The 18,086-nt window shown below is 55.1% G+C and carries 19 protein-coding genes; 12 read left to right on the plus strand and 7 right to left on the minus strand.

The window, feature by feature from the left end:
- Positions 1-22: 22 nt before the first annotated feature.
- From IEX10_RS04965 to IEX10_RS04975, 3 genes are read left to right on the plus strand one after another with little or no spacing between them, the layout of a single operon-like run.
- Complete coding sequence (locus IEX10_RS04965) at positions 23-766, plus strand: amino acid ABC transporter permease (protein WP_188671455.1); 744 nt, start codon at positions 23-25, stop codon at positions 764-766.
- Complete coding sequence (locus IEX10_RS04970; protein ID WP_188671457.1) at positions 766-1,602, plus strand: amino acid ABC transporter permease; 837 nt, start codon at positions 766-768, stop codon at positions 1,600-1,602. The genes IEX10_RS04965 and IEX10_RS04970 overlap by 1 nt, the downstream gene beginning before the upstream one ends.
- Before the next feature lie 9 nt (positions 1,603-1,611).
- Positions 1,612-2,358, plus strand: a complete 747-nt coding sequence (locus tag IEX10_RS04975; protein ID WP_308420680.1) for an amino acid ABC transporter ATP-binding protein — start codon at positions 1,612-1,614, stop codon at positions 2,356-2,358.
- A 111-nt stretch (positions 2,359-2,469) separates the two neighbouring features.
- Here IEX10_RS04975 and IEX10_RS04980 read toward each other — a convergent pair whose 3' ends face one another.
- The 5 genes from IEX10_RS04980 to IEX10_RS05000 all read right to left on the minus strand — a co-directional run bounded on the left by IEX10_RS04980 (position 2,470) and on the right by IEX10_RS05000 (position 8,030).
- Positions 2,470-2,931, minus strand: a complete 462-nt coding sequence (locus IEX10_RS04980) for a hypothetical protein (RefSeq protein WP_188671459.1) — start codon at positions 2,929-2,931, stop codon at positions 2,470-2,472.
- Between the two features lie 370 nt (positions 2,932-3,301).
- Positions 3,302-4,174, minus strand: a complete 873-nt coding sequence (mmsB, locus tag IEX10_RS04985) for a 3-hydroxyisobutyrate dehydrogenase (RefSeq protein WP_188671461.1) — start codon at positions 4,172-4,174, stop codon at positions 3,302-3,304.
- Between the two features lie 9 nt (positions 4,175-4,183).
- The gene (locus IEX10_RS04990; RefSeq protein WP_188671463.1) at positions 4,184-5,209 is read right to left on the minus strand and encodes an enoyl-CoA hydratase/isomerase family protein; all 1,026 of its coding nucleotides are present in this window, start codon (positions 5,207-5,209) and stop codon (positions 4,184-4,186) included.
- Complete coding sequence (locus IEX10_RS04995) at positions 5,206-6,351, minus strand: acyl-CoA dehydrogenase family protein (protein ID WP_188671465.1); 1,146 nt, start codon at positions 6,349-6,351, stop codon at positions 5,206-5,208. Before IEX10_RS04995 ends, IEX10_RS04990 begins: the two co-directional genes overlap by 4 nt.
- Before the next feature lie 179 nt (positions 6,352-6,530).
- Complete coding sequence (locus IEX10_RS05000; protein ID WP_188671467.1) at positions 6,531-8,030, minus strand: CoA-acylating methylmalonate-semialdehyde dehydrogenase; 1,500 nt, start codon at positions 8,028-8,030, stop codon at positions 6,531-6,533.
- Positions 8,031-8,178: 148 nt separating this feature from the next.
- On the opposite strand from IEX10_RS05000, the gene IEX10_RS05005 reads away from it, so the two are divergent.
- From IEX10_RS05005 to IEX10_RS05025, 5 genes are all read left to right on the plus strand, one after another.
- Positions 8,179-9,084: a LysR family transcriptional regulator gene (locus IEX10_RS05005; RefSeq protein WP_188671469.1), complete on the plus strand. Its 906-nt coding sequence runs from the start codon at positions 8,179-8,181 to the stop codon at positions 9,082-9,084.
- Between the two features lie 56 nt (positions 9,085-9,140).
- Entirely contained in the window at positions 9,141-9,575 is a 435-nt protein-coding gene (locus tag IEX10_RS05010; protein WP_188671471.1) for a CBS domain-containing protein, read from the plus strand.
- A gap of 143 nt (positions 9,576-9,718) precedes the next feature.
- Positions 9,719-10,210, plus strand: coding sequence for a pantetheine-phosphate adenylyltransferase (coaD, locus tag IEX10_RS05015; RefSeq protein WP_188671473.1), 492 nt, complete (start codon positions 9,719-9,721; stop codon positions 10,208-10,210).
- Between the two features lie 93 nt (positions 10,211-10,303).
- The gene (locus IEX10_RS05020; RefSeq protein WP_188671475.1) at positions 10,304-10,810 is read left to right on the plus strand and encodes a peptidylprolyl isomerase; all 507 of its coding nucleotides are present in this window, start codon (positions 10,304-10,306) and stop codon (positions 10,808-10,810) included.
- A complete protein-coding gene (locus IEX10_RS05025) occupies positions 10,810-11,388 on the plus strand; it encodes a peptidylprolyl isomerase (protein WP_188671478.1) in 579 nt (192 codons plus the stop codon). The genes IEX10_RS05020 and IEX10_RS05025 overlap by 1 nt, the downstream gene beginning before the upstream one ends.
- Positions 11,389-11,571: 183 nt before the next feature.
- Here IEX10_RS05025 and tyrS read toward each other — a convergent pair whose 3' ends face one another.
- Positions 11,572-12,825 carry a tyrosine--tRNA ligase gene (gene tyrS, locus IEX10_RS05030; RefSeq protein WP_188671480.1) on the minus strand — a complete coding sequence of 418 codons (1,254 nt, stop codon included), beginning with the start codon at positions 12,823-12,825 and terminating at the stop codon, positions 11,572-11,574.
- A gap of 71 nt (positions 12,826-12,896) precedes the next feature.
- Here tyrS and IEX10_RS05035 point away from each other — a divergent pair, with 71 nt between their 5' ends.
- Entirely contained in the window at positions 12,897-13,997 is a 1,101-nt protein-coding gene (locus tag IEX10_RS05035) for an anhydro-N-acetylmuramic acid kinase (protein ID WP_188671482.1), read from the plus strand.
- A 111-nt stretch (positions 13,998-14,108) separates the two neighbouring features.
- Here IEX10_RS05035 and IEX10_RS05040 read toward each other — a convergent pair whose 3' ends face one another.
- Positions 14,109-14,762: an alpha/beta hydrolase gene (locus tag IEX10_RS05040; protein WP_188671483.1), complete on the minus strand. Its 654-nt coding sequence runs from the start codon at positions 14,760-14,762 to the stop codon at positions 14,109-14,111.
- 194 nt (positions 14,763-14,956) lie between these two features.
- Between IEX10_RS05040 and iscR the strand changes: the two genes are divergently transcribed.
- The 3 genes from iscR to sufB are packed head-to-tail and all read left to right on the plus strand — an operon-like array spanning position 14,957 to position 18,029.
- Positions 14,957-15,448 (plus strand): Fe-S cluster assembly transcriptional regulator IscR, encoded by a 492-nt coding sequence (gene iscR / locus IEX10_RS05045; protein WP_188671485.1) that lies wholly within the window; start codon positions 14,957-14,959, stop codon positions 15,446-15,448.
- Positions 15,445-16,488 carry a cysteine desulfurase family protein gene (locus tag IEX10_RS05050; RefSeq protein WP_188671487.1) on the plus strand — a complete coding sequence of 348 codons (1,044 nt, stop codon included), beginning with the start codon at positions 15,445-15,447 and terminating at the stop codon, positions 16,486-16,488. Before iscR ends, IEX10_RS05050 begins: the two co-directional genes overlap by 4 nt.
- A 29-nt stretch (positions 16,489-16,517) precedes the next feature.
- Positions 16,518-18,029, plus strand: a complete 1,512-nt coding sequence (sufB, locus tag IEX10_RS05055; RefSeq protein WP_188671489.1) for a Fe-S cluster assembly protein SufB — start codon at positions 16,518-16,520, stop codon at positions 18,027-18,029.
- The last annotated feature ends 57 nt before the right edge of the window (positions 18,030-18,086 follow it).

Raw genomic sequence — 18,086 nt, forward strand, 5'->3', positions numbered from 1 at the left:
AAACGCCTGAGGGGATTTATATATGGAAATGGTCTACGAATGGTTTCGTACTCTCTACCAAGAGACAGGCATAAACCTCCCATTTCTCTATGACGAATACGACCGGAATCGTATGATTGATGGTTTGTTTACTACGGTTAAGCTTTCGCTCGTTTGCTTGTTCTTTTCGATAATTATTGGCGTTATCGGTGCATGGCTTCAGGGCTCGTCATTTAAATGGACGCGACGCTTTGTAAGCGGCTACATTCAATTATTCCGCAATACACCACCACTGGTTCAACTCTATTTCTTCTACTTCGCTATCGGCACCTTGCTGCCACGGGTGGAGAATGACTGGGGTGGGCAATCGCCGATTTTTGGCAGTTTCGCGTGGGCGGCGATTTCGCTGTCCTTTTTTGCAGGGGCCTTCAACGTCGAGATTTTCCGCTCCGGCATTGAAGCTGTGCCAAAATCCACAGTTGAGGCCGCCGAAGCGTTGGGATTTTCCAAGCTGCAAATCTACCGCGACATAACGCTGCCATTGGCGTTTCGTGTTGTCCTGCCCGCGCTGAACAATAACTTGGTTAACTTGGTTAAAACCACCACACTGGCCTATGCAATCGCAGTGCCGGAAATGCTGTACGAGGCGAACCAAATCTGGTCAGACAACGTCAATGTCACCGAAATGATGGTGTTCTTGCTACTCGCCTATTTCGTACTGGTAGGCATTTTGGTGAGCGGCATGAACCGTTGGGAACGTGCGATGAAAATTCCGGGGTATGGCTGATGAAATATGAAACTGATCTTCCCGTGATGCTGCCGCTGGAGCGGCATCAGAGCGAGCCATTCCTGGGCCTGAAATCAAAGCACATTCTAACAGTCGCTTTAATAGCGATTATTGGGCCGTGCGTTGCGTTCGCGCAGGCGCCATCCGGTCAGGAATCACCCTTGGCTGTTCTGGTGAACTGGGCCCCGTTGTTGTTAAAAGGGTTCATATTCAACTTGATTATTTCGATCAGTGCTATGGCATTTGGAACAGCCATCGGCGCCATTTTGGGGCTAGGACAGATATCGCTGATCGCGGCGACCCGCCACAGTTCGTGGTTTGTCACACAGTTCTTCCGCAACGCGCCGTGGTTGGTCCTGTTGTTCTTTGCGATGTTCTTGCTGCCGTTTGAAATTAACATTCTTGGCTTCAAAATTCCTTTCCCCGATTGGTTGAAGGCAATTTTGGGCCTGTCCCTGCCTGTCATGGCCAACGTATCCGAGATCGTGCGCGGGGCGGTTCGCTCATTGCCAAGTGGTCAATGGGAAGCGGCAGAAAGCCTAGCCTACACCAGAATGCAAACTCTGTGGCTGATCATCCTGCCGCAATGCGTCAAACGGATGCTGCCACCTTGGATGAACCTTTACTCCATTCTCACAATGGCCACAGTTCTGGCTTCTATTGTTGGTGTATCCGAAGTGATGACCCTAACCGGACAGGCGCTTGCCTCGGAAGGCGGACGCCCCGAGCTGCTGGCCCCTTTCTACGGCTTCGTCCTGCTGTTGTTCTTTATCTATTGCTATCCAATCGCACGCTTTACTGTGTGGCTGGAGAAGAAATACGCTGTCATTAACTGAGGAAAATTCATGAGCTGGACAACCGCAGACCCTATGGTCTCTCTTAAGGATGTGCACAAATCGTTCGGGGAATTGAAGGTCTTGAACGGCGTATCGCTGGACGTCATGAAAGGCGATGTTATTTGCATAATCGGCCCTTCGGGGTCCGGTAAGTCTACCCTTATCCGATGCATAAATGCGCTCAACGATATTCAACAGGGATCAATTTTGGTGGAGGGCCAAGAGGTCAACGACCCAAAAGTGGACAAGCTTGAATTACGCAAGAAAGTGGGCATGGTTTTCCAGCAGTACAATCTTTTTCCGCACAAAACGGCTTTGCAAAACGTTATGATGGCACCTATCCGCGTTTTGAAACATGACAAGATCAAAGTGGAAGAAGTGGCGCGGGCTTTGATCAAAAAAGTGCGGTTGGAAGGAAAAGAAAACGCTTATCCGGGGGAGCTGTCAGGCGGCCAACAACAGCGCGTCGCAATTGCACGATCTCTGGCTATGCAACCGGACGTGATTCTCTTCGATGAGGTGACCGCAGCCCTTGATCCTGAAACCGTGGGCGAGGTTCTGCAGACTATCAAAGACCTTGCCGAGGACGGTATGACCTGCATTCTGGTAACCCATGAAATGGCATTTGCACGGGAAGTCGCGGATCACATCTACTTCACTGATCGCGGCGTTATCGTGGAACATGGCCCGCCCGAAACATTCTTCCAGAATGCCCAAGATCCAAGAACCAAGGAATTCCTAAGCCAAATCCTGTAGTAAAGCTGAGGTAGATTTGCATTTCCAAACGAAAGAAATACCCCTCCGGCGGGAGTATTTGGGGAACATTGAGGCGGGGGCGCGTTTTGGCGGCCCCCGCTTTGTTAGGGCTCAGTTCAGCAGATCTGCTGCTAGACCGATCATGGCCACAACCTTAAGCGTTTCGGGGTCCATTCGGTAGATCCGGTCAGCCGCGAGGTAATACGGGAAGTTCGGGTTCAGGCCGTAAATCTCAGGATTGGTGACGCGTTCGTAGTTGCTTTCGATCCTGTCACCCCCACGATAGACATGACGGTGAACGGTTTTGTGCTCTACCACTGATTTGCGTGGCAACGTGGTCACGTAAACTGTGTCACTGCCACCATTGGCTTTGCGCCATTCCTTGTCGGCCTTGGCCTGAGCCTTATTCGCCTTTTCTTGCGCCTTGTGCGCTTTCTTATGAGCTTTTTCCTGCTCTTTATAGGCTTTCTCTATTTTCTTTTCGATTTTTTTATAATCGTCTTTTTTCGCTTCGGCGATGACGGGCATCAGAGCGACTGCGGCGGCGATCATGGTTGTTGTGGTTCTGCGCATAAGGTTTCCTTTCGGTTCTTCGTCGTATCGGGGGTTAAACGCGAAACCTCCATCAAAAGTTCGATGAACGGCTCTGGCTGGCGAAAGTTTGCCTGTCTGTGCCTTGATTTGCCAGACGGCTGAGAGGCGGGACGGGCTTTTGATTGCCGGTCCCGTTTCTTTCGTGACTTTAACGGTGATGCAGGCCAACAACGGGTGTGCCGTTGAAGGCTTAACGGGATTGTGCGGTTGCGGTGAGTGAAAGGCTGAGGCCTGCGGCGAACAAGGCTAACATTGAAAGTTCACGCATGTTTTTTCCTTTCAGGGGCGCTTGAGCCTACGATACGTCCCTGAAAGTTTTTTCTGTCGCTGGTGGTGTGCGTTTTTTGTGCTACCCGCGTCCGCGTTTTTCAAAGCGGGGCAACATCGCAGAGAAATCCTTGCCGTTGCCGTCTTCTTCTTCAACAAAAGTCTGGTAGAGTTCCATTGCCTGCTGACCCAGCGGTGTATCCGCATTCGAGGATTCTGCAGCTTGTTGGGACAGGCGCAGATCCTTGAGCATGAGTTCGGCAGCAAAACCGGGGCGATAGCCGCGATCGGCGGGGGATTCCGGACCGACGCCAGGGGCTGGGCAATAGGCGTTCATGCTCCAGCTGTAACCGGAGGATGTAGAGACAACATCGAACATCTTTTGACGGTCGAGCCCGAGTTTATCCGCAAGGGCAAAAGCCTCGCAGGTGCCGATCATGGTGATACCAAGGATCATGTTGTTACAGATTTTAGCGGCCTGACCAGCGCCGCTGTCACCGCAGTGAACAGCTTTCTGGCCCATGATTTCAAACAGGGGCTCGGCCTTGGCGAAGGCTTCGCTGGACCCGCCTGCCATGAAGGTCAGCGTGCCGTCACTGGCGCCGCCAACGCCACCCGATACCGGCGCGTCCACGGCGAGAAGGCCAAAGGCGGTTGCAGCTTCAGCCACCTGACGGGCTGAATCAACGTCGACTGTGGAGCAATCAATAAAGGCCGCGCCCTTGCTCATCACTTCGATGATCTCGCTGGCCACATCGCCGAGGATCTTGCCGTTGGGCAGCATGGTGATCACGGCATCTTTGTCCTGTGCCGCTGCGCTGGCACTGTCGGCTTTGGTCACGCCCTCGGGCATCTCTGCGGCCAGATCAAAGCCGCTGACCTGATGGCCGGCTGCTGCAAGGTTGGCCGCCATCGGGCCACCCATATTCCCAAGTCCGATAAATCCGATTTTCATAGCTTCCTCCTACAGCTGTTCTGGTTTCAGGGGTTTGAGCATCCGCTCCACATCGGTTTCCGTAACGGATTCCAGATCGGGGCGCGTCCAAACCGGTGTGTGGCTGCGATCTATGATCGTGCTTTTGATGCCTTCAACGAAATCACCGTGTTCTGCGGCGCGGAAGGTGAACTGGAATTCTTCCTTCAGGGCTTTCTCGATGGTGTTTCCGGTACGCACACGTTGCACGATGATCGGTGTGCAACTGACAGACAGCGGGCTTTTCTGACGCAAAGCCTCTTCGGTTTTTGATCCGAATTCGGAGGTGTCAAGTTTGAGAGAGTCCAGAATATCGTTTACGGTTTCCCAAGCGAAGTGGTGGTCGATCTTGGCTTGCTGGCCTTGCAGGGAAGGGGGCGGGGCAGGGCGCGCGGCCCGTTCAATGGCGCCTACATCACCATTGGAACAAAGCTTTTCGATCAGCGCGGCCCAGTCGTCCCGTGGGATGAACGTATCCGCAAATCCGGCATAGATCGCGTTGCCAGCATCCATGCGTGCACCTGTTGTCCCGAGGTATTCCCCAAGTCGTCCGGGTGCGCGTGCAAGGATCAGTGAGCCGCCCACATCGGGCACAAGGCCGATGCCGCATTCAGGCATGGCGATCTGGCTGTTTTCACAGACGATCCGGTGGGAACCGTGACAGGACACGCCAACGCCGCCGCCCATAGTGAACCCTTGCATAAAGGCGATGTAGGGTTTGGGGTAGTTAAAAATCTTCTCGTTCAGGCGGTACTCGTCGCGCCAGAACTGGCGGCCGTAGTCGTAATCACCCGCGCTGGCGGTGTCATAAAGCTTCTGGATGTCACCTCCGGCGCAAAAGGCTTTGTCACCTTCCGCGTCGATAATAACCAAAGAAACATCAGCATCATCGCGCCATGCGTCCAGCGCGGCTTCGATGTCCAGACACATCTGATAGGTCAAAGCATTGAGCGCTTTGGGCCGTTGCAAGGTGATGCGACCGGCCTGACCCTCTTTGCGGATTTGTATATCCATCAATCCCGCTCCGCCAGAAGGTGACGGGCAGTGATCAGGCGCATGATTTCATTAGTGCCTTCAAGGATCTGGTGTACGCGCAAGTCCCGAACGAGCTTCTCCATCCCGTAGTCCGCCAAATAGCCGTAGCCGCCGTGCAGTTGCAGCGCGTCATTGGCGACTTTAAAGGCAGTGTCAGTCACAAACCGTTTGGCCATTGCGCAGTGTTTGGAGGCGTCCGGCGACCCGTTGTCGAGCTTCCATGCAGCCTGGCGGAGGAACACACGGGCGGCTTGGAGTTCGATCTCCATATCCGCCAGTTTGAATTGCAGTGCCTGAAACTGGTCGATGGTTTTTCCAAAGGCTTTGCGCTCTCCGGTATAGTTCAGCGCGGCTGTTAATGCGGCCTGTGCGCCGCCCAAAGCGCCTGCAGAAATGTTCAGGCGTCCACCGTCCAGACCGTTCATCGCATAGGCAAAGCCGCGGCCTTCTTCGCCGATCAGGTTGTCTGCTGCAATTTTGCATTCGTCAAACTGCACTTCGCTGGTGGGTTGGGAGCGCCAGCCCATTTTATCCTCTAACGCGCCGAACGACAAACCTTCCGCTCCGTCTTCGACTACAACAGCGGAGATGCCTTTCGGGCCGTCCTCACCTGTGCGGCACATGACGATATAGGCGTCAGAATAGCCACCGCCAGAGATAAACGCCTTGGTGCCGTTCAACGTGTAGCCTTCATTGGTGCGCAGGGCTTTGGTGCGCAGGGCGCTGGCGTCTGAACCGGAACCCGGTTCGGTCAGGCAATAGGAAAACACTTTTTTGAGCGATGTCAGGTCGGGCAGCCATTTGGCTTTCTGCTCGGCCGAGCCGAATTTGTCGATCATGCCGCCGACCATATTGTGGATCGACAGGAAAGACCCGACGGAGGGGCAGGCCATTGCCAAGGCTTCAAACACCAGTGTGGCATCAAGGCGGGTCAGACCAGCGCCGCCGGAGTCTTCAGACACGTAAAGCCCGCCAAAGCCGAGTTCACCCACTTCGCGCCAAAGCTCTTTCGGGATCGTACCGTCTTTTTCCCACTGCTGGGCGAATGGGGCAATCTTTTCCTGCCCGAAGGCATAGGCCATATCAAAAATTGCGGTTTGTTCTTCGCTCAGGGCAAAATCCATGAAAGGCTCCGGTTTTGGGGAATTGAACGCTTGTTAACTTTCAATTGTTACGCAAGTTTTGCAAGGGGAAAGAAACCGGAAATCTTTCGAATTTCCTGACGTTACTTCGCGCTGCTCAGTATGAAGCGCCTTGACTGCGTACAAAAAGGGCGGGGAAAGACCCCGCCCGATTTAAGTGATTATTCCATAGTCGGGATGGAGAAATCCGCCCCTTCTTTGGTGCCCGAAGGCCAGCGGGAGGTTACTGTTTTGGTGCGTGTGTAGAATTTGAACGCATCAGGACCGTGCTGGTTCAGGTCACCAAAGGCGGATTTCTTCCAACCACCGAAGGTGTGATAGGCCAGAGGCACGGGGATTGGCACGTTCACGCCGACCATGCCGATGTTGATCCGGTTGGCAAAATCGCGCGCTGTGTCACCGTCACGGGTGAAAATCGCGGTGCCGTTGCCGTATTCGTGGTCCATCGCAATGCCAAGCGCTTCTTCATAGGATTGCGCGCGAACAGTGGACAGAACCGGACCGAAGATCTCTTTCTTGTAGATGTCCATGTCTGTTGTGACGTTGTCAAACAGGCAAGCCCCGACAAAGAAACCGTCCTCATATCCTTGCAGGCTGAAGTCGCGGCCATCAACCACCAGATCAGCGCCGTCTTTCACGCCGGTTTCCACCAGCCCGAGGATGTTCTGTTTCGCAGCAGCCGTCACAACCGGACCGAAGTCTACGTCATTGCCAGCCGTGTAAGGACCGATCTTCAGGCTTTCCACCCGTGGGGCCAGTTTTTCGATCAGACGGTCGGCGGTTTCGTCGCCAACAGGGACAGCCACAGAAATCGCCATGCAGCGTTCGCCAGCAGCGCCGTAACCGGCACCGATCAGCGCGTCTACCACCTGATCCATATCCGCGTCAGGCATAACGATCATGTGGTTTTTCGCACCACCAAAGCATTGAACCCGCTTGCCGTTGGAACACCCGCGACCGTAGATGTATTCCGCAATAGGGGTGGAGCCGACAAAGCCCACGGACTGGATCACATCGTTGTCGAGGATCGCATCAACCGCTTCTTTATCGCCGTTTACGACCTGAATGATACCTTTTGGCAGACCGGCTTCTTCCATCAGGGCAGCCAGCATCATCGGAACGGAGGGATCACGCTCGGACGGTTTCAGGATGAAGGCGTTACCACAAGCAATCGCTGGGGCGAACATCCACATCGGGATCATGGCTGGGAAGTTGAACGGGGTAATACCCGCAGTCACACCAAGGGCTTGTTTCATGGAGTACATATCAATGCCCGGACCGGCGCCGTCGGTAAATTCACCTTTCAGCAGTTGCGGCGCACCAATGCAGTATTCCACAACTTCCAGACCACGGATCACGTCACCCTTGGCATCGGGGAAGGTTTTGCCATGCTCGCGCGAGAGGGTTTCGGCCAGTTTGTCCATGTCGCGGTGCAGCAGGGCGACCATCTTCATCATGACACGGGCGCGAACCTGCGGGTTTTTGGCAGCCCAAGCAGGCTGTGCGGCTTTGGCGATCTCAACAGCTTTCGCCATTTCTTCGTCGCTGGCCAGTGCAACCTTGGCCTGAACCTCACCCGTTGCAGGGTTGTAAACATCTGCGGTGCGACCGCTGGTGCCGGCAATATGCTCGCCGTTGATGTAATGTCCGATTTGTTCCATGTGAGGTCTCCCGTGAGTGTTCCAAGATTGTTGTCGGGAATTTAACCAAACAAAACTGTGGGGTCTATAGGTTAATCTCCAAGATCATTTTGCATTTTTGCAAAATGAATGTAAGCTGTACCACCAGAGATTTCCGTTAGGGTAGGTGATGGCAAAAGATACGAACTGGGATGATCTGAAGGTGTTTCTCCATGTGGCGCAGGCGGAGAGCCTGACCGCTGGTGCCAAAGTCTTGCGGATGGATCCTGCAACCCTGTCCCGCAGGATCGCACGGCTGGAAGAGGGCATGGGCGCGCGGCTGTTCGCAAAAAGCCCGCAGGGCTATCACCTGACAGAACGGGGGCAGCGCCTTTTGACCCACGTGGAGCACATGGAACTGGCGCTTCGTTCCGCGCAGGGAGAGGTGGAGGATCAGGATGACACGCTGTCCGGTTCGATCCGTATTGGCGCACCGGACGGGGCGGCGAACTTTCTGCTGCCGCAGGTTTGCGCCGAAATCTGTGACGAAAATCCCGGTCTGGATATGCAAATCCTTGCGGTGCCCCGTGTGTTGAACCTGTCCAAACGAGAGGCGGATATGGCCGTCACGGTGTCTGCGCCCAAAACGGGGCGGCTGAGCGTACAGAAAATCTCGGACTACACGCTACATCTGGCGGCCACGAAAGAATATCTCGCAAGCCATCCCCCGATAAGACACAAATCAGACCTGAAAGACCACCGGTTGATTGGCTATATCAATGATCTGATCTTTGATGATGAACTCGACTATATGGGGGAGATTGGCGAATCCACCCGTGCGCCGCTAACGTCGAACAGCTTCTCGGTGCAGATGAACTGGGCGCGACGGGGCGCTGGCGTCTGTATTGTGCATGATTTTGCCATTCCAACCTTCCCCGAGGTTGAACGTATCCTGACCGATCAGATTTCCCTGACCCGTTCGTTTTATCTGGTGCGTCACAGTGACGATCGGCGGGTGGAGCGGTTGAACCGTGTGGCGCAGCTTCTGACCGGAAAAATACGGCAAGAGATCAAGCGCCTGCAAGCTGCTGCTTGACAGACCGCGCCTGTGCGACGCACGATAGAATCTACAGTTTACAGGAGGTTGTGCCCATGCTGATCAAACAGATCCTTGCCGGAAAGTCTGCGGGAAAGATTACCACTGTGAAACCCAAGGACACGATAAGCGAGGCGGCAAAACTGCTGTCCACCCACCGGATCGGGGCGCTGGTCGTGTCTGAAACCGGAACCGATGTGCTGGGCATACTCTCAGAGCGCGATATCGTGCGGGAGCTTGGCCTGCGGGGCAGCAGCTGCATGTCGGATGTGGTCGGTGACTTGATGACTTCGGATATTATTACAGCCGTCCCCGCAGATACGGCTGAAAGCGTGTTGCAGACCATGACGGACAAGCGGTTTCGCCACATGCCGGTCATGGAGAACGGCGCGATGGTGGGGCTCGTTTCCATCGGAGATATCGTCAGCGCCCGTCTGGCCGAGGTGAGTTCCGAAAAGAACGCCATGCAAGATATGATAATGGGGCGATAAGAACGGCGACGATCAATGCCCTGAGATCCTTTTGGAGCAGGCGGTGTTACACACCGTGTTATTTGTAACGCCACGTTTTATCTTGCATTTTTCAGGACCACAGATCATCAAATGTGGGATTAACGCGAAAAAAGGCCCGACCCATGCGCACAGGACTCTACCCCGGTACCTTCGATCCCGTAACCCACGGCCATCTGGATATCTTCAGGCGAGCGTGCTCTTTGGTCGACCGTCTAGTCATCGGTGTCGCCATTAACCGCGATAAGGGGCCGTTGTTTTCACTGGAAGAACGGGTTGCCATGGTCGAATCCACCTGCGGGGATATTGCGCGGGATAAAGGGATCGAAATCGTCGTTCATCCCTTTGAAAACCTGCTGATCCATTGCGCCCAAGAGGTCGGGGCCAATGTTATTATCCGAGGGTTGCGGGCGGTTTCGGATTTTGAATACGAATTTCAGATGGTCGGAATGAACCGCGCGATGAATGATGATATCGAAACCGTTTTCTTGATGGCAGAGGCGCAGCACCAGTCGATTGCGTCGAAACTGGTCAAGGAAATTGCCCGCCTCGGCGGGGATATAGAGGGGTTTGTTCCCGAGGACGTGGCCGTCGCAGTGCGTAAAAAATACGCGTGATCCTGCCAATTTCAAGGGCAGGGGGTGAAAGCGCTCTTTCCCTTGGGAATTGCATCTATTAGGGTGCCGCAAATTCAAACTGCGGAGGCCCTAATGGCTGATTTCAAAGATCCCGAAAACGGTATCATCATCACACTGAAAGACGGCGATGTAAAAATCGACCTGCTCCCTGATGTTGCACCCCAACACGTTGCCCGTATGAAAGAACTCGCCCGTAGTGGTCAGTATGACGGCGTTGTGTTTCACCGTGTGATCGACGGCTTCATGGCGCAAACCGGCGACGTGCAAAACGGCAATGCAAACAACGACTTCAACCTGCGTATGGCGGGTACAGGCGGGTCCGATCTGCCAAATGTTCCAGCTGAATTTTCCAAGGTTCCCCACGCGCGCGGCTCTATCGGTGCAGCACGCAGCCAGAGCCCTGACAGCGCGAACTCCCAGTTCTTCATCAACTTCAGCGACAATGATTTCCTGAACGGTCAATACACCGTTTACGGTCAGGTTATTGAAGGCATGGAACACGTTGACGCGATCACTCGTGGCGAGCCACCTGCGCAACCGGATCAGATGATTTCCGTTAAAGTGGCGGCAGACGTATAATGCGGCTGTTCAAAACGCTTCTGGCGGTGGCAACCCTTGCCGCCGCACCGCTTTTCGCCGCAGAGGATGAAAACATCCTCGTGATCGAAGTCGCGGGCGACACCAGTGGCACAGTGGAAATCGAACTGCTGCCAGAGGTTGCCCCCCGCCACGTAGAGCGGATCAAACGCCTGACCCGCGATGGTCTTTACGACGATGTGGTCTTCCACCGCGTGATTCCCGATTTCATGGCCCAAACAGGCGATGTGGAACATGGCCAGCGCGAAGGTTTTAACCTGCGTTATGCGGGCATCGGCGGTTCTGCATTTCCTGATCTTCCTGCCGAGTTTTCGGACATCGAATATGAAACCGGCGTTGTGGGCATGGCCCGTTCACAGGACCCGAATTCTGCAAACTCGCAGTTTTTCATCATGTTCGCACCGGCCCCGTTCCTTAACGGTCAATATACGGTCGTTGGTAAGGTATTGTCCGGTCAGGACGTTGTCGACAGCATCAAAAAAGGCGATCAATCCGCCAACGGTGCCGTGGCTGAGCCGGACTATATGAAGACGGTTCAGATCAAGTCCGATATCGAATAAACGTATCGCGCCCCTGTGTTCGGGGGCGCGGACGACCCGTCCAAACAGGGATCACGTCTCTCTATTGGACCCCAGGCACGTTTGGGTGCCCATATCCGCAATTTTTGGATGATTTACCGGTTCAGCCCGCAGGCTGGATATGCCGCCCCGTATATTTAACAGGGCGACACGCATTCTTTCGGATCAGTCTTCGATCCGTGCCAGTGCATGGCGTTTCTTGCCAGCAGACAGCTTAACCGCTCCGCGCAGTTGATCGGGTGAAATGACTACTCCGGCATCTGTCAGAGCTACATCGTCCAGCTTAGCACCACCATCCGCGATCAGGCGCTTGGCTTCCTTACCGGAACCGCTCAGACCGGATTTCACCAACAGTTGCACGATAGAGATACCATCGCCCACATCTGCGGCGCTGAAAGTTACCGTTGGCAAATCATCCCCGACGCCGCCTTTTTCAAAGACTTCGCGGGCGGTGGCTTCTGCCGTGGCGGCTGCATCCGCGCCGTGGGCCAGCGTTGTGACTGCATTGGCAAGAACGGCCTTCGCCTCATTGATCTCGCTGCCTTCCAGTGCGCCCAAACGCTCACATTCATCCAGCGGCATCTCGGTATAGAGCTTCAGGAAACGCCCCACATCCGCATCGGTGGTGTTGCGCCAGAACTGCCAGAACTCATAAGGGGAGCGCATCTCCGGATTAAGCCAGATCGCACCGTCGGCTGTTTTGCCCATCTTCTTACCGTCAGATGTGGTCAGCAGCGGGGTGGTCAGCCCGTAAACCTCGTTAGAGATCACGCGGCGGGTCAGGTCGATCCCGTTCACGATATTGCCCCACTGATCCGAGCCGCCCATTTGCAGCACACACCCGTAGCGGCGGTTTAGCTCCATAAAATCATAGGCTTGCAGGATCATGTAGTTGAATTCAAGGAACGACAGGCTCTGTTCCCGATCAATCCGGCTTTTCACACTTTCAAACGAAAGCATCCGGTTCACCGAGAAATGGCGCCCGATGTCCCGCAGGAATTCAAGGTAGTTCAACCCGTCCAGCCATTCCGCATTGTTCAGCATCATGGCATCGGTGTCGCCGTCCCCAAACGTGACGTAAGAGGAAAACACCTCTTTGATTCCTGCAATGTTGCCGTTGATCTGATCATCGGTCAAAAGCGGACGCTCATCCGCGCGGAATGACGGATCGCCCACTTTGGTGGTGCCGCCGCCCATCAGGACAAGGGGCTTGTTACCGGTCTTTTGCAGCCAGCGGAACATCATGATCTGGATCAGACTGCCCACATGCAAGGATTTTGCAGTGGCGTCAAAGCCGATATAGGCTGGCACAATACCTTTGAGCAGGCGGTCGTCGAGCCCCTCCAGGTCTGTGCAGTCCTGTAAGAAGCCCCGGCTCTGCATCACGTGCAGAAACTCTGATTTGGGCTTGTAAGTCATCGGTCTTTGGCCTTCTTTGCTAGGAAATTGAGGGGCCACGTATAACGCTTGGCCGTGGAAAGGAAAGACCATTGACAGAATTTAAACCGATCCGTGCGCTTGGCCTAATGTCTGGCACCTCTATGGATGGCGTTGATGGTGCGGTTCTGACCACCGACGGGGCAGAGATTCACGACTTCGGGGAGAGCGCCTTTCGCCCGTTTACCAAAGCCGAGGCAGAGGTTTTGCGCACGGCCCAAGGGTTGTGGCCGGGGGAGAATCCCGCGGTGCTTCAAGCTGCGCTAGAGGTGATCCAGACGGCACACGCCGATCTGGTGCTGGAATTCGATGACATTGATCTGGTGGGGTTTCACGGGCAAACCCTGAACCACGATCCCGAGGCGGGGCGCACGTTCCAGCTTGGTGACGGGGCCGATCTGGCGCGGCGTACGGGCGTTCCGACAGTTTGGGATTTTCGCAGTAACGACATGGTGCTGGATGGACAGGGGGCGCCGCTGGCTCCGTTTTTCCACTTTGCCTGCGCGAAGTGGGCTGGGCTGACGGAACCGGCGGCCTTCCTCAACCTCGGGGGGGTGGGCAACGTTACGTTGGTTGACCCGAGCAAAAATGCCCCCGAAGACACTGAAGCTCTGATCGCGTTTGATACTGGTCCGGCCAATGCGCCGCTGAACGATATGATGACCGCACGTCTGGGAAAGGCGTTCGACGAAAACGGATCGCTTGCCGCCAGTGGGAAGGTGGATGAAACGGTGCTCACCCGCGTGTATCAACGTGCGTTTTTCGCACAAAAACCGCCTAAATCACTGGATCGTCACGATTTCCACGACGTGCTCAGTCTTGTGGACCCGCTTTGCGATGCGGATGCCGCTGCTACCCTGACAGCGCTCCCAGCCGCTTGCGTTGCTGCCAATCAAAGCCACCTGACGATAGAACCGGAACACTGGTTTATCTGCGGTGGGGGTGCCTGCAATCCGGTTATGATGCAGGAATTGTCAAACCGGCTGAGCGGTACAGTCGCCCCGATCAGCGAACTGGGTCTGGATGGGGATATGCTGGAGGCGCAGGCCTTTGCCTATCTCGCGGTGCGAAGCCGCCGCGCATTGCCGCTTTCTGCGCCCTCGACAACCGGATGCCGTGCACCGGCCACAGGCGGACGGTTCAACAAACCCTGAAGGCATCTCTCTTTTTGGGACAAATATCCCCCGAGCGGAGCGGGGCTTCCTAAAGCCGCAAACCAGCGGCTTTAGGGCAAACACTTAATAACCTAGCGTATAACCTACGGCTTAGCGGGAGGTTTCCGTCAAACGGCGGCGGACATAGCCGTCTACTGTGCCAATCATAGTATCCATGTGGTCATTTTCAAAGAAGTGACCGGCACCGTCCAGAACCTCATGGGTAATGGTGATGCCTTTCTGCTCGTGCAGCTTTTCCACCAAATCAACGGTATCCGCAGGTGGCGCAACACGGTCGCCCGATCCGTTGATGATCAGACCCGACGCAGGGCAAGGTGCAAGGAATGAGAAATCATACATATTCGCGGGGGGCGATACGCTGATAAATCCGGAAATTTCAGGGCGACGCATCAGCAGTTGCATCCCGATCCATGCGCCAAAGGAGAAGCCTGCGACCCAGCAGTGTTTTGCATTCGGGTTCATCGCTTGCAGATAATCAAGTGCGGAAGCTGCATCAGACAGCTCACCAACACCCTGATCGTATTCGCCCTGACTTTTGCCAACGCCGCGAAAGTTGAACCGCAGTACAGTGAAGCCCATTTTGTGGAAGGCATAATGCAGGTTGTAGACAACCTTGTTGTTCATCGTGCCGCCGAACTGGGGGTGCGGGTGCAGGATGATCGCAATCGGCGCATCCTTTTGCTTTTGCGGATGGTAGCGGCCTTCCAAACGACCGTCTGGTCCGGGAAAAATTACTTCAGGCATAGGTGCAAACAGGCTCCGTTAGGGCTGGATTTTCCGTCTGTTGGTGCAGTCTTTGACCTGTCAGAGACATGGTTGACTATTCCCCTCGGAAAACCTAGAACAATTCTAAATTGGGCGCGGTGGCCGCACTCCAAGCTGAACAGGAGTTAAGGCCTCATATCCCGCGCGTCAACACTTGCGATGGTGGAACGGCTGTGAAACTCAGTACAAAAGGCAGATATGCCCTGATTGCCTTGGTTGACTTGGCATTGGAATCAAAAGGCGGACTGGTCTCCCTTGGCGAGATTGCGGGGCGACAGGACATTTCTCTGGCCTATCTGGAGCAGTTGTTCGTCAAATTGCGCCGCGCGGGAATCGTTGAAAGCGTGCGCGGACCGGGTGGCGGGTATCGTCTCGCGGAATCAGCGGATGCGATCCGTGTGACGACGATCCTTGAAGCTGTCGATGAATCAATGGATGCGCTGAGCAAAGGGGCAGGGGCATCCGGTGCGTCGTCGGGATCACGAGCGCAAAGCCTGTCGAACCGCTTTTGGGAAAGCCTGTCGGCGCATGTTTATGTGTTTTTGCATCAGGCACGCCTGAGCGACATTATTACCAACCAGATGGCTCCCTGTCCTGCGGTGCCCTCGCTGTTCCAACTGGTCGATGAAAAACTGGTCGAAGACACGCCGGTGGCCCCAAAATGAGCCGGACCTATCTGGACTGGAATGCGACGGCCCCTCTGCGGGACGAGGCTCGTAGCGCCATGATCGCCGCGATGGATGCAATCGGCAATCCGTCGAGCGTTCACGCCGAAGGGCGCAAGGCGCTGGCCATTGTGGAGCGCGCACGGGTGCAGATCAAAGCGGCGTTCGGCGTCGGGTCAGGCGATGTTGTATTCACCTCGGGTGCGACGGAAGGGGCCGGATTGGTTCTGAACGCAGGCGGCGTGGTTTGCGCTGCTAGTGAGCATGACGCCGTTCACGCGTGGTGCGATGCGCAGCTTCCAGTGGATTCGGACGGGCGTGTAGACGTTTCTGCCCCCGACACCTCTGCCCTGCAAGCGGCCAACAGCGAAACCGGCATCTTGCAAAACGGGTTTGAGACCATAGCTTTGTGTGATGCGGTGCAGGCGTTTGGCAAGGTTCCCTTCGCTTTTGAATGGTCCGGTGCCAAAGCGGCCCTGATTTCCGCCCATAAAATCGGTGGACCCAAGGGCATTGGGGCGGTGGTGCTGCAATCCGGTCATGAAGTCCCGACACTGGTTAAAGGCGGTGGTCAGGAGCAAGGGCGGCGTTCGGGGACTGAAAACGTGATCGGCATTGCCGGTTTCGGCGCTGCAGCGGAAGCGGCGCAGCGGGATCTCGACAACGGTTTGTGGCAAGAGGTCCAGATCCTGCGCGACGCGCTGGAAGCCCGTCTTGCTGATGAAGCGCCCGATTCCATCATTGTCGGGCAGGACGCCAGCCGTCTGCCCAACACCAGTTGTATCGCCGTTCCAGGTTGGAAGGGTGAAACACAGGTGATGCAGATGGATCTGGCCGGATATGCCATTTCGGCAGGCTCTGCCTGTTCCAGTGGCAAAGTTAAGCAAAGTCGGGTGTTGAAGGCGATGGGCTTTGACGATACGACCGCAAGTTCTGCGATCAGGGTCAGTATTGGCCCGTCCACCACCCGCGACGAAGTTATGGGGTTTGCCGACGCATGGCTGGCCCAATACAGGAAATTCAAAGCCCGCGCTGCATAGCGGCGGGCAAAAACTATGAGGACAGCAACATGGCTGCTTTAGACGACGTACAAGTCAAAGAAGGTGTCGATCAGGAAACCGTGGAAGCGGTTCAATCCGTGGGTGGAAAATACAAATACGGCTTTGAGACTGACATTGAAATCGAATACGCCCCCAAAGGGTTGAACGAAGACATCGTGCGCCTGATTTCCGAAAAGAACGGAGAGCCGGAGTGGATGCTGGAATGGCGTCTGGCGGCCTATCGCCGTTGGCTGCAAATGGACGAACCTGATTGGGCGATGGTGGATTATCCCGAAATCGATTTTCAGGACCAGTATTACTATGCCCGTCCGAAATCTATGGTGGAAAAGCCGAAGTCTCTGGATGAAGTTGACCCCAAGTTGCTGGAAACCTACGAAAAACTGGGCATTCCTTTGAAGGAGCAAGCGCTTCTTGCTGGTGTCGAAGCACCCGAAGAAGACCGCCGTGTTGCTGTTGATGCGGTGTTTGACAGTGTTTCTGTTGGCACGACATTCAAAGACGAACTGGCCAAGGCCGGCGTGATCTTCTGCTCTATCTCCGAGGCAATTCAGGATCATCCCGAACTGGTAAAGAAATACCTCGGGTCTGTGGTGCCACAGTCCGACAACTACTATGCAACGCTGAACTCTGCGGTGTTCTCTGACGGGTCGTTTGTCTACATCCCCGAAGGCACAAAGTGCCCGATGGAATTGTCCACCTATTTCCGCATTAACGCAGAAAACACCGGCCAGTTCGAACGCACGCTGATCATCGCCGACAAGGGGGCCTATGTGTCCTACCTTGAAGGCTGCACCGCACCCCAACGGGACGTTGCACAGCTGCACGCGGCAGTGGTGGAGCTGGTTCTGCTGGAAGATTCAGAGATCAAATATTCCACCGTTCAAAACTGGTACCCCGGTGATGAAGACGGCAAAGGCGGCATCTACAACTTTGTGACCAAACGCGCGGATTGCCGTGGCGACCGGTCTAAAGTGATGTGGACGCAGGTGGAAACAGGTTCGGCTGTGACGTGGAAATACCCGTCCTGCATCCTGCGCGGCGATGATAGCCAAGGTGAGTTCTACTCCATCGCCATTGCGAACAACATGCAGCAGGCTGATACTGGCACGAAGATGGTCCACCTTGGCAAAAACACCAAAAGCCGGATCGTGTCCAAAGGCATCAGTGCTGGCAAGGCGCAAAACACCTATCGCGGCTTGGTCTCGATGCATCCCAAGGCGCAAAACGCGCGGAACTATACCCAGTGTGACAGCTTGCTGATCGGTGACAAATGTGGCGCGCATACAGTGCCTTACATTGAAGTTAAGAACAATTCGGCGCGGGTAGAACACGAAGCGACCACGTCCAAAGTGGATGACGATCAGCTGTTCTACTGTCGCCAGCGGGGCATGGATGAAGAAGAGGCCGTTGCGCTGGTGGTAAACGGGTTCTGTAAAGACGTGTTGCAGGCGCTGCCGATGGAATTTGCCATGGAAGCACAGGCGTTGGTTGCCATCTCTCTGGAAGGGTCGGTGGGCTAATCAGCCCTCCAACTCCCACGAAATTCGCCGCACCTGCGGGGCGGTACTGCTACAATC

The sequence above is a fragment of the Neptunicoccus cionae genome (assembly GCF_014643735.1).
In the GTDB taxonomy this organism is placed as follows: domain Bacteria; phylum Pseudomonadota; class Alphaproteobacteria; order Rhodobacterales; family Rhodobacteraceae; genus Amylibacter; species Amylibacter cionae.

What these genes read in the sequence shown, in the direction of transcription:
- IEX10_RS04965 (WP_188671455.1), top strand. Translation starts at nt 23, where the DNA reads ATGGAAATGGTCTACGAATGGTTTCGTACTCTCTACCAAGAGACAGGC.
- IEX10_RS04970 (WP_188671457.1), top strand. Translation starts at nt 766, where the DNA reads ATGAAATATGAAACTGATCTTCCCGTGATGCTGCCGCTGGAGCGGCAT.
- IEX10_RS04975 (WP_308420680.1), top strand. Translation starts at nt 1,612, where the DNA reads ATGAGCTGGACAACCGCAGACCCTATGGTCTCTCTTAAGGATGTGCAC.
- IEX10_RS04980 (WP_188671459.1), bottom strand. Translation starts at nt 2,931, where the DNA reads ATGCGCAGAACCACAACAACCATGATCGCCGCCGCAGTCGCTCTGATG.
- mmsB (WP_188671461.1), bottom strand. Translation starts at nt 4,174, where the DNA reads ATGAAAATCGGATTTATCGGACTTGGGAATATGGGTGGCCCGATGGCG.
- IEX10_RS04995 (WP_188671465.1), bottom strand. Translation starts at nt 6,351, where the DNA reads ATGGATTTTGCCCTGAGCGAAGAACAAACCGCAATTTTTGATATGGCC.
- IEX10_RS05000 (WP_188671467.1), bottom strand. Translation starts at nt 8,030, where the DNA reads ATGGAACAAATCGGACATTACATCAACGGCGAGCATATTGCCGGCACC.
- IEX10_RS05005 (WP_188671469.1), top strand. Translation starts at nt 8,179, where the DNA reads ATGGCAAAAGATACGAACTGGGATGATCTGAAGGTGTTTCTCCATGTG.
- IEX10_RS05010 (WP_188671471.1), top strand. Translation starts at nt 9,141, where the DNA reads ATGCTGATCAAACAGATCCTTGCCGGAAAGTCTGCGGGAAAGATTACC.
- coaD (WP_188671473.1), top strand. Translation starts at nt 9,719, where the DNA reads ATGCGCACAGGACTCTACCCCGGTACCTTCGATCCCGTAACCCACGGC.
- IEX10_RS05020 (WP_188671475.1), top strand. Translation starts at nt 10,304, where the DNA reads ATGGCTGATTTCAAAGATCCCGAAAACGGTATCATCATCACACTGAAA.
- IEX10_RS05025 (WP_188671478.1), top strand. Translation starts at nt 10,810, where the DNA reads ATGCGGCTGTTCAAAACGCTTCTGGCGGTGGCAACCCTTGCCGCCGCA.
- tyrS (WP_188671480.1), bottom strand. Translation starts at nt 12,825, where the DNA reads ATGACTTACAAGCCCAAATCAGAGTTTCTGCACGTGATGCAGAGCCGG.
- IEX10_RS05040 (WP_188671483.1), bottom strand. Translation starts at nt 14,762, where the DNA reads ATGCCTGAAGTAATTTTTCCCGGACCAGACGGTCGTTTGGAAGGCCGC.
- IEX10_RS05050 (WP_188671487.1), top strand. Translation starts at nt 15,445, where the DNA reads ATGAGCCGGACCTATCTGGACTGGAATGCGACGGCCCCTCTGCGGGAC.
- sufB (WP_188671489.1), top strand. Translation starts at nt 16,518, where the DNA reads ATGGCTGCTTTAGACGACGTACAAGTCAAAGAAGGTGTCGATCAGGAA.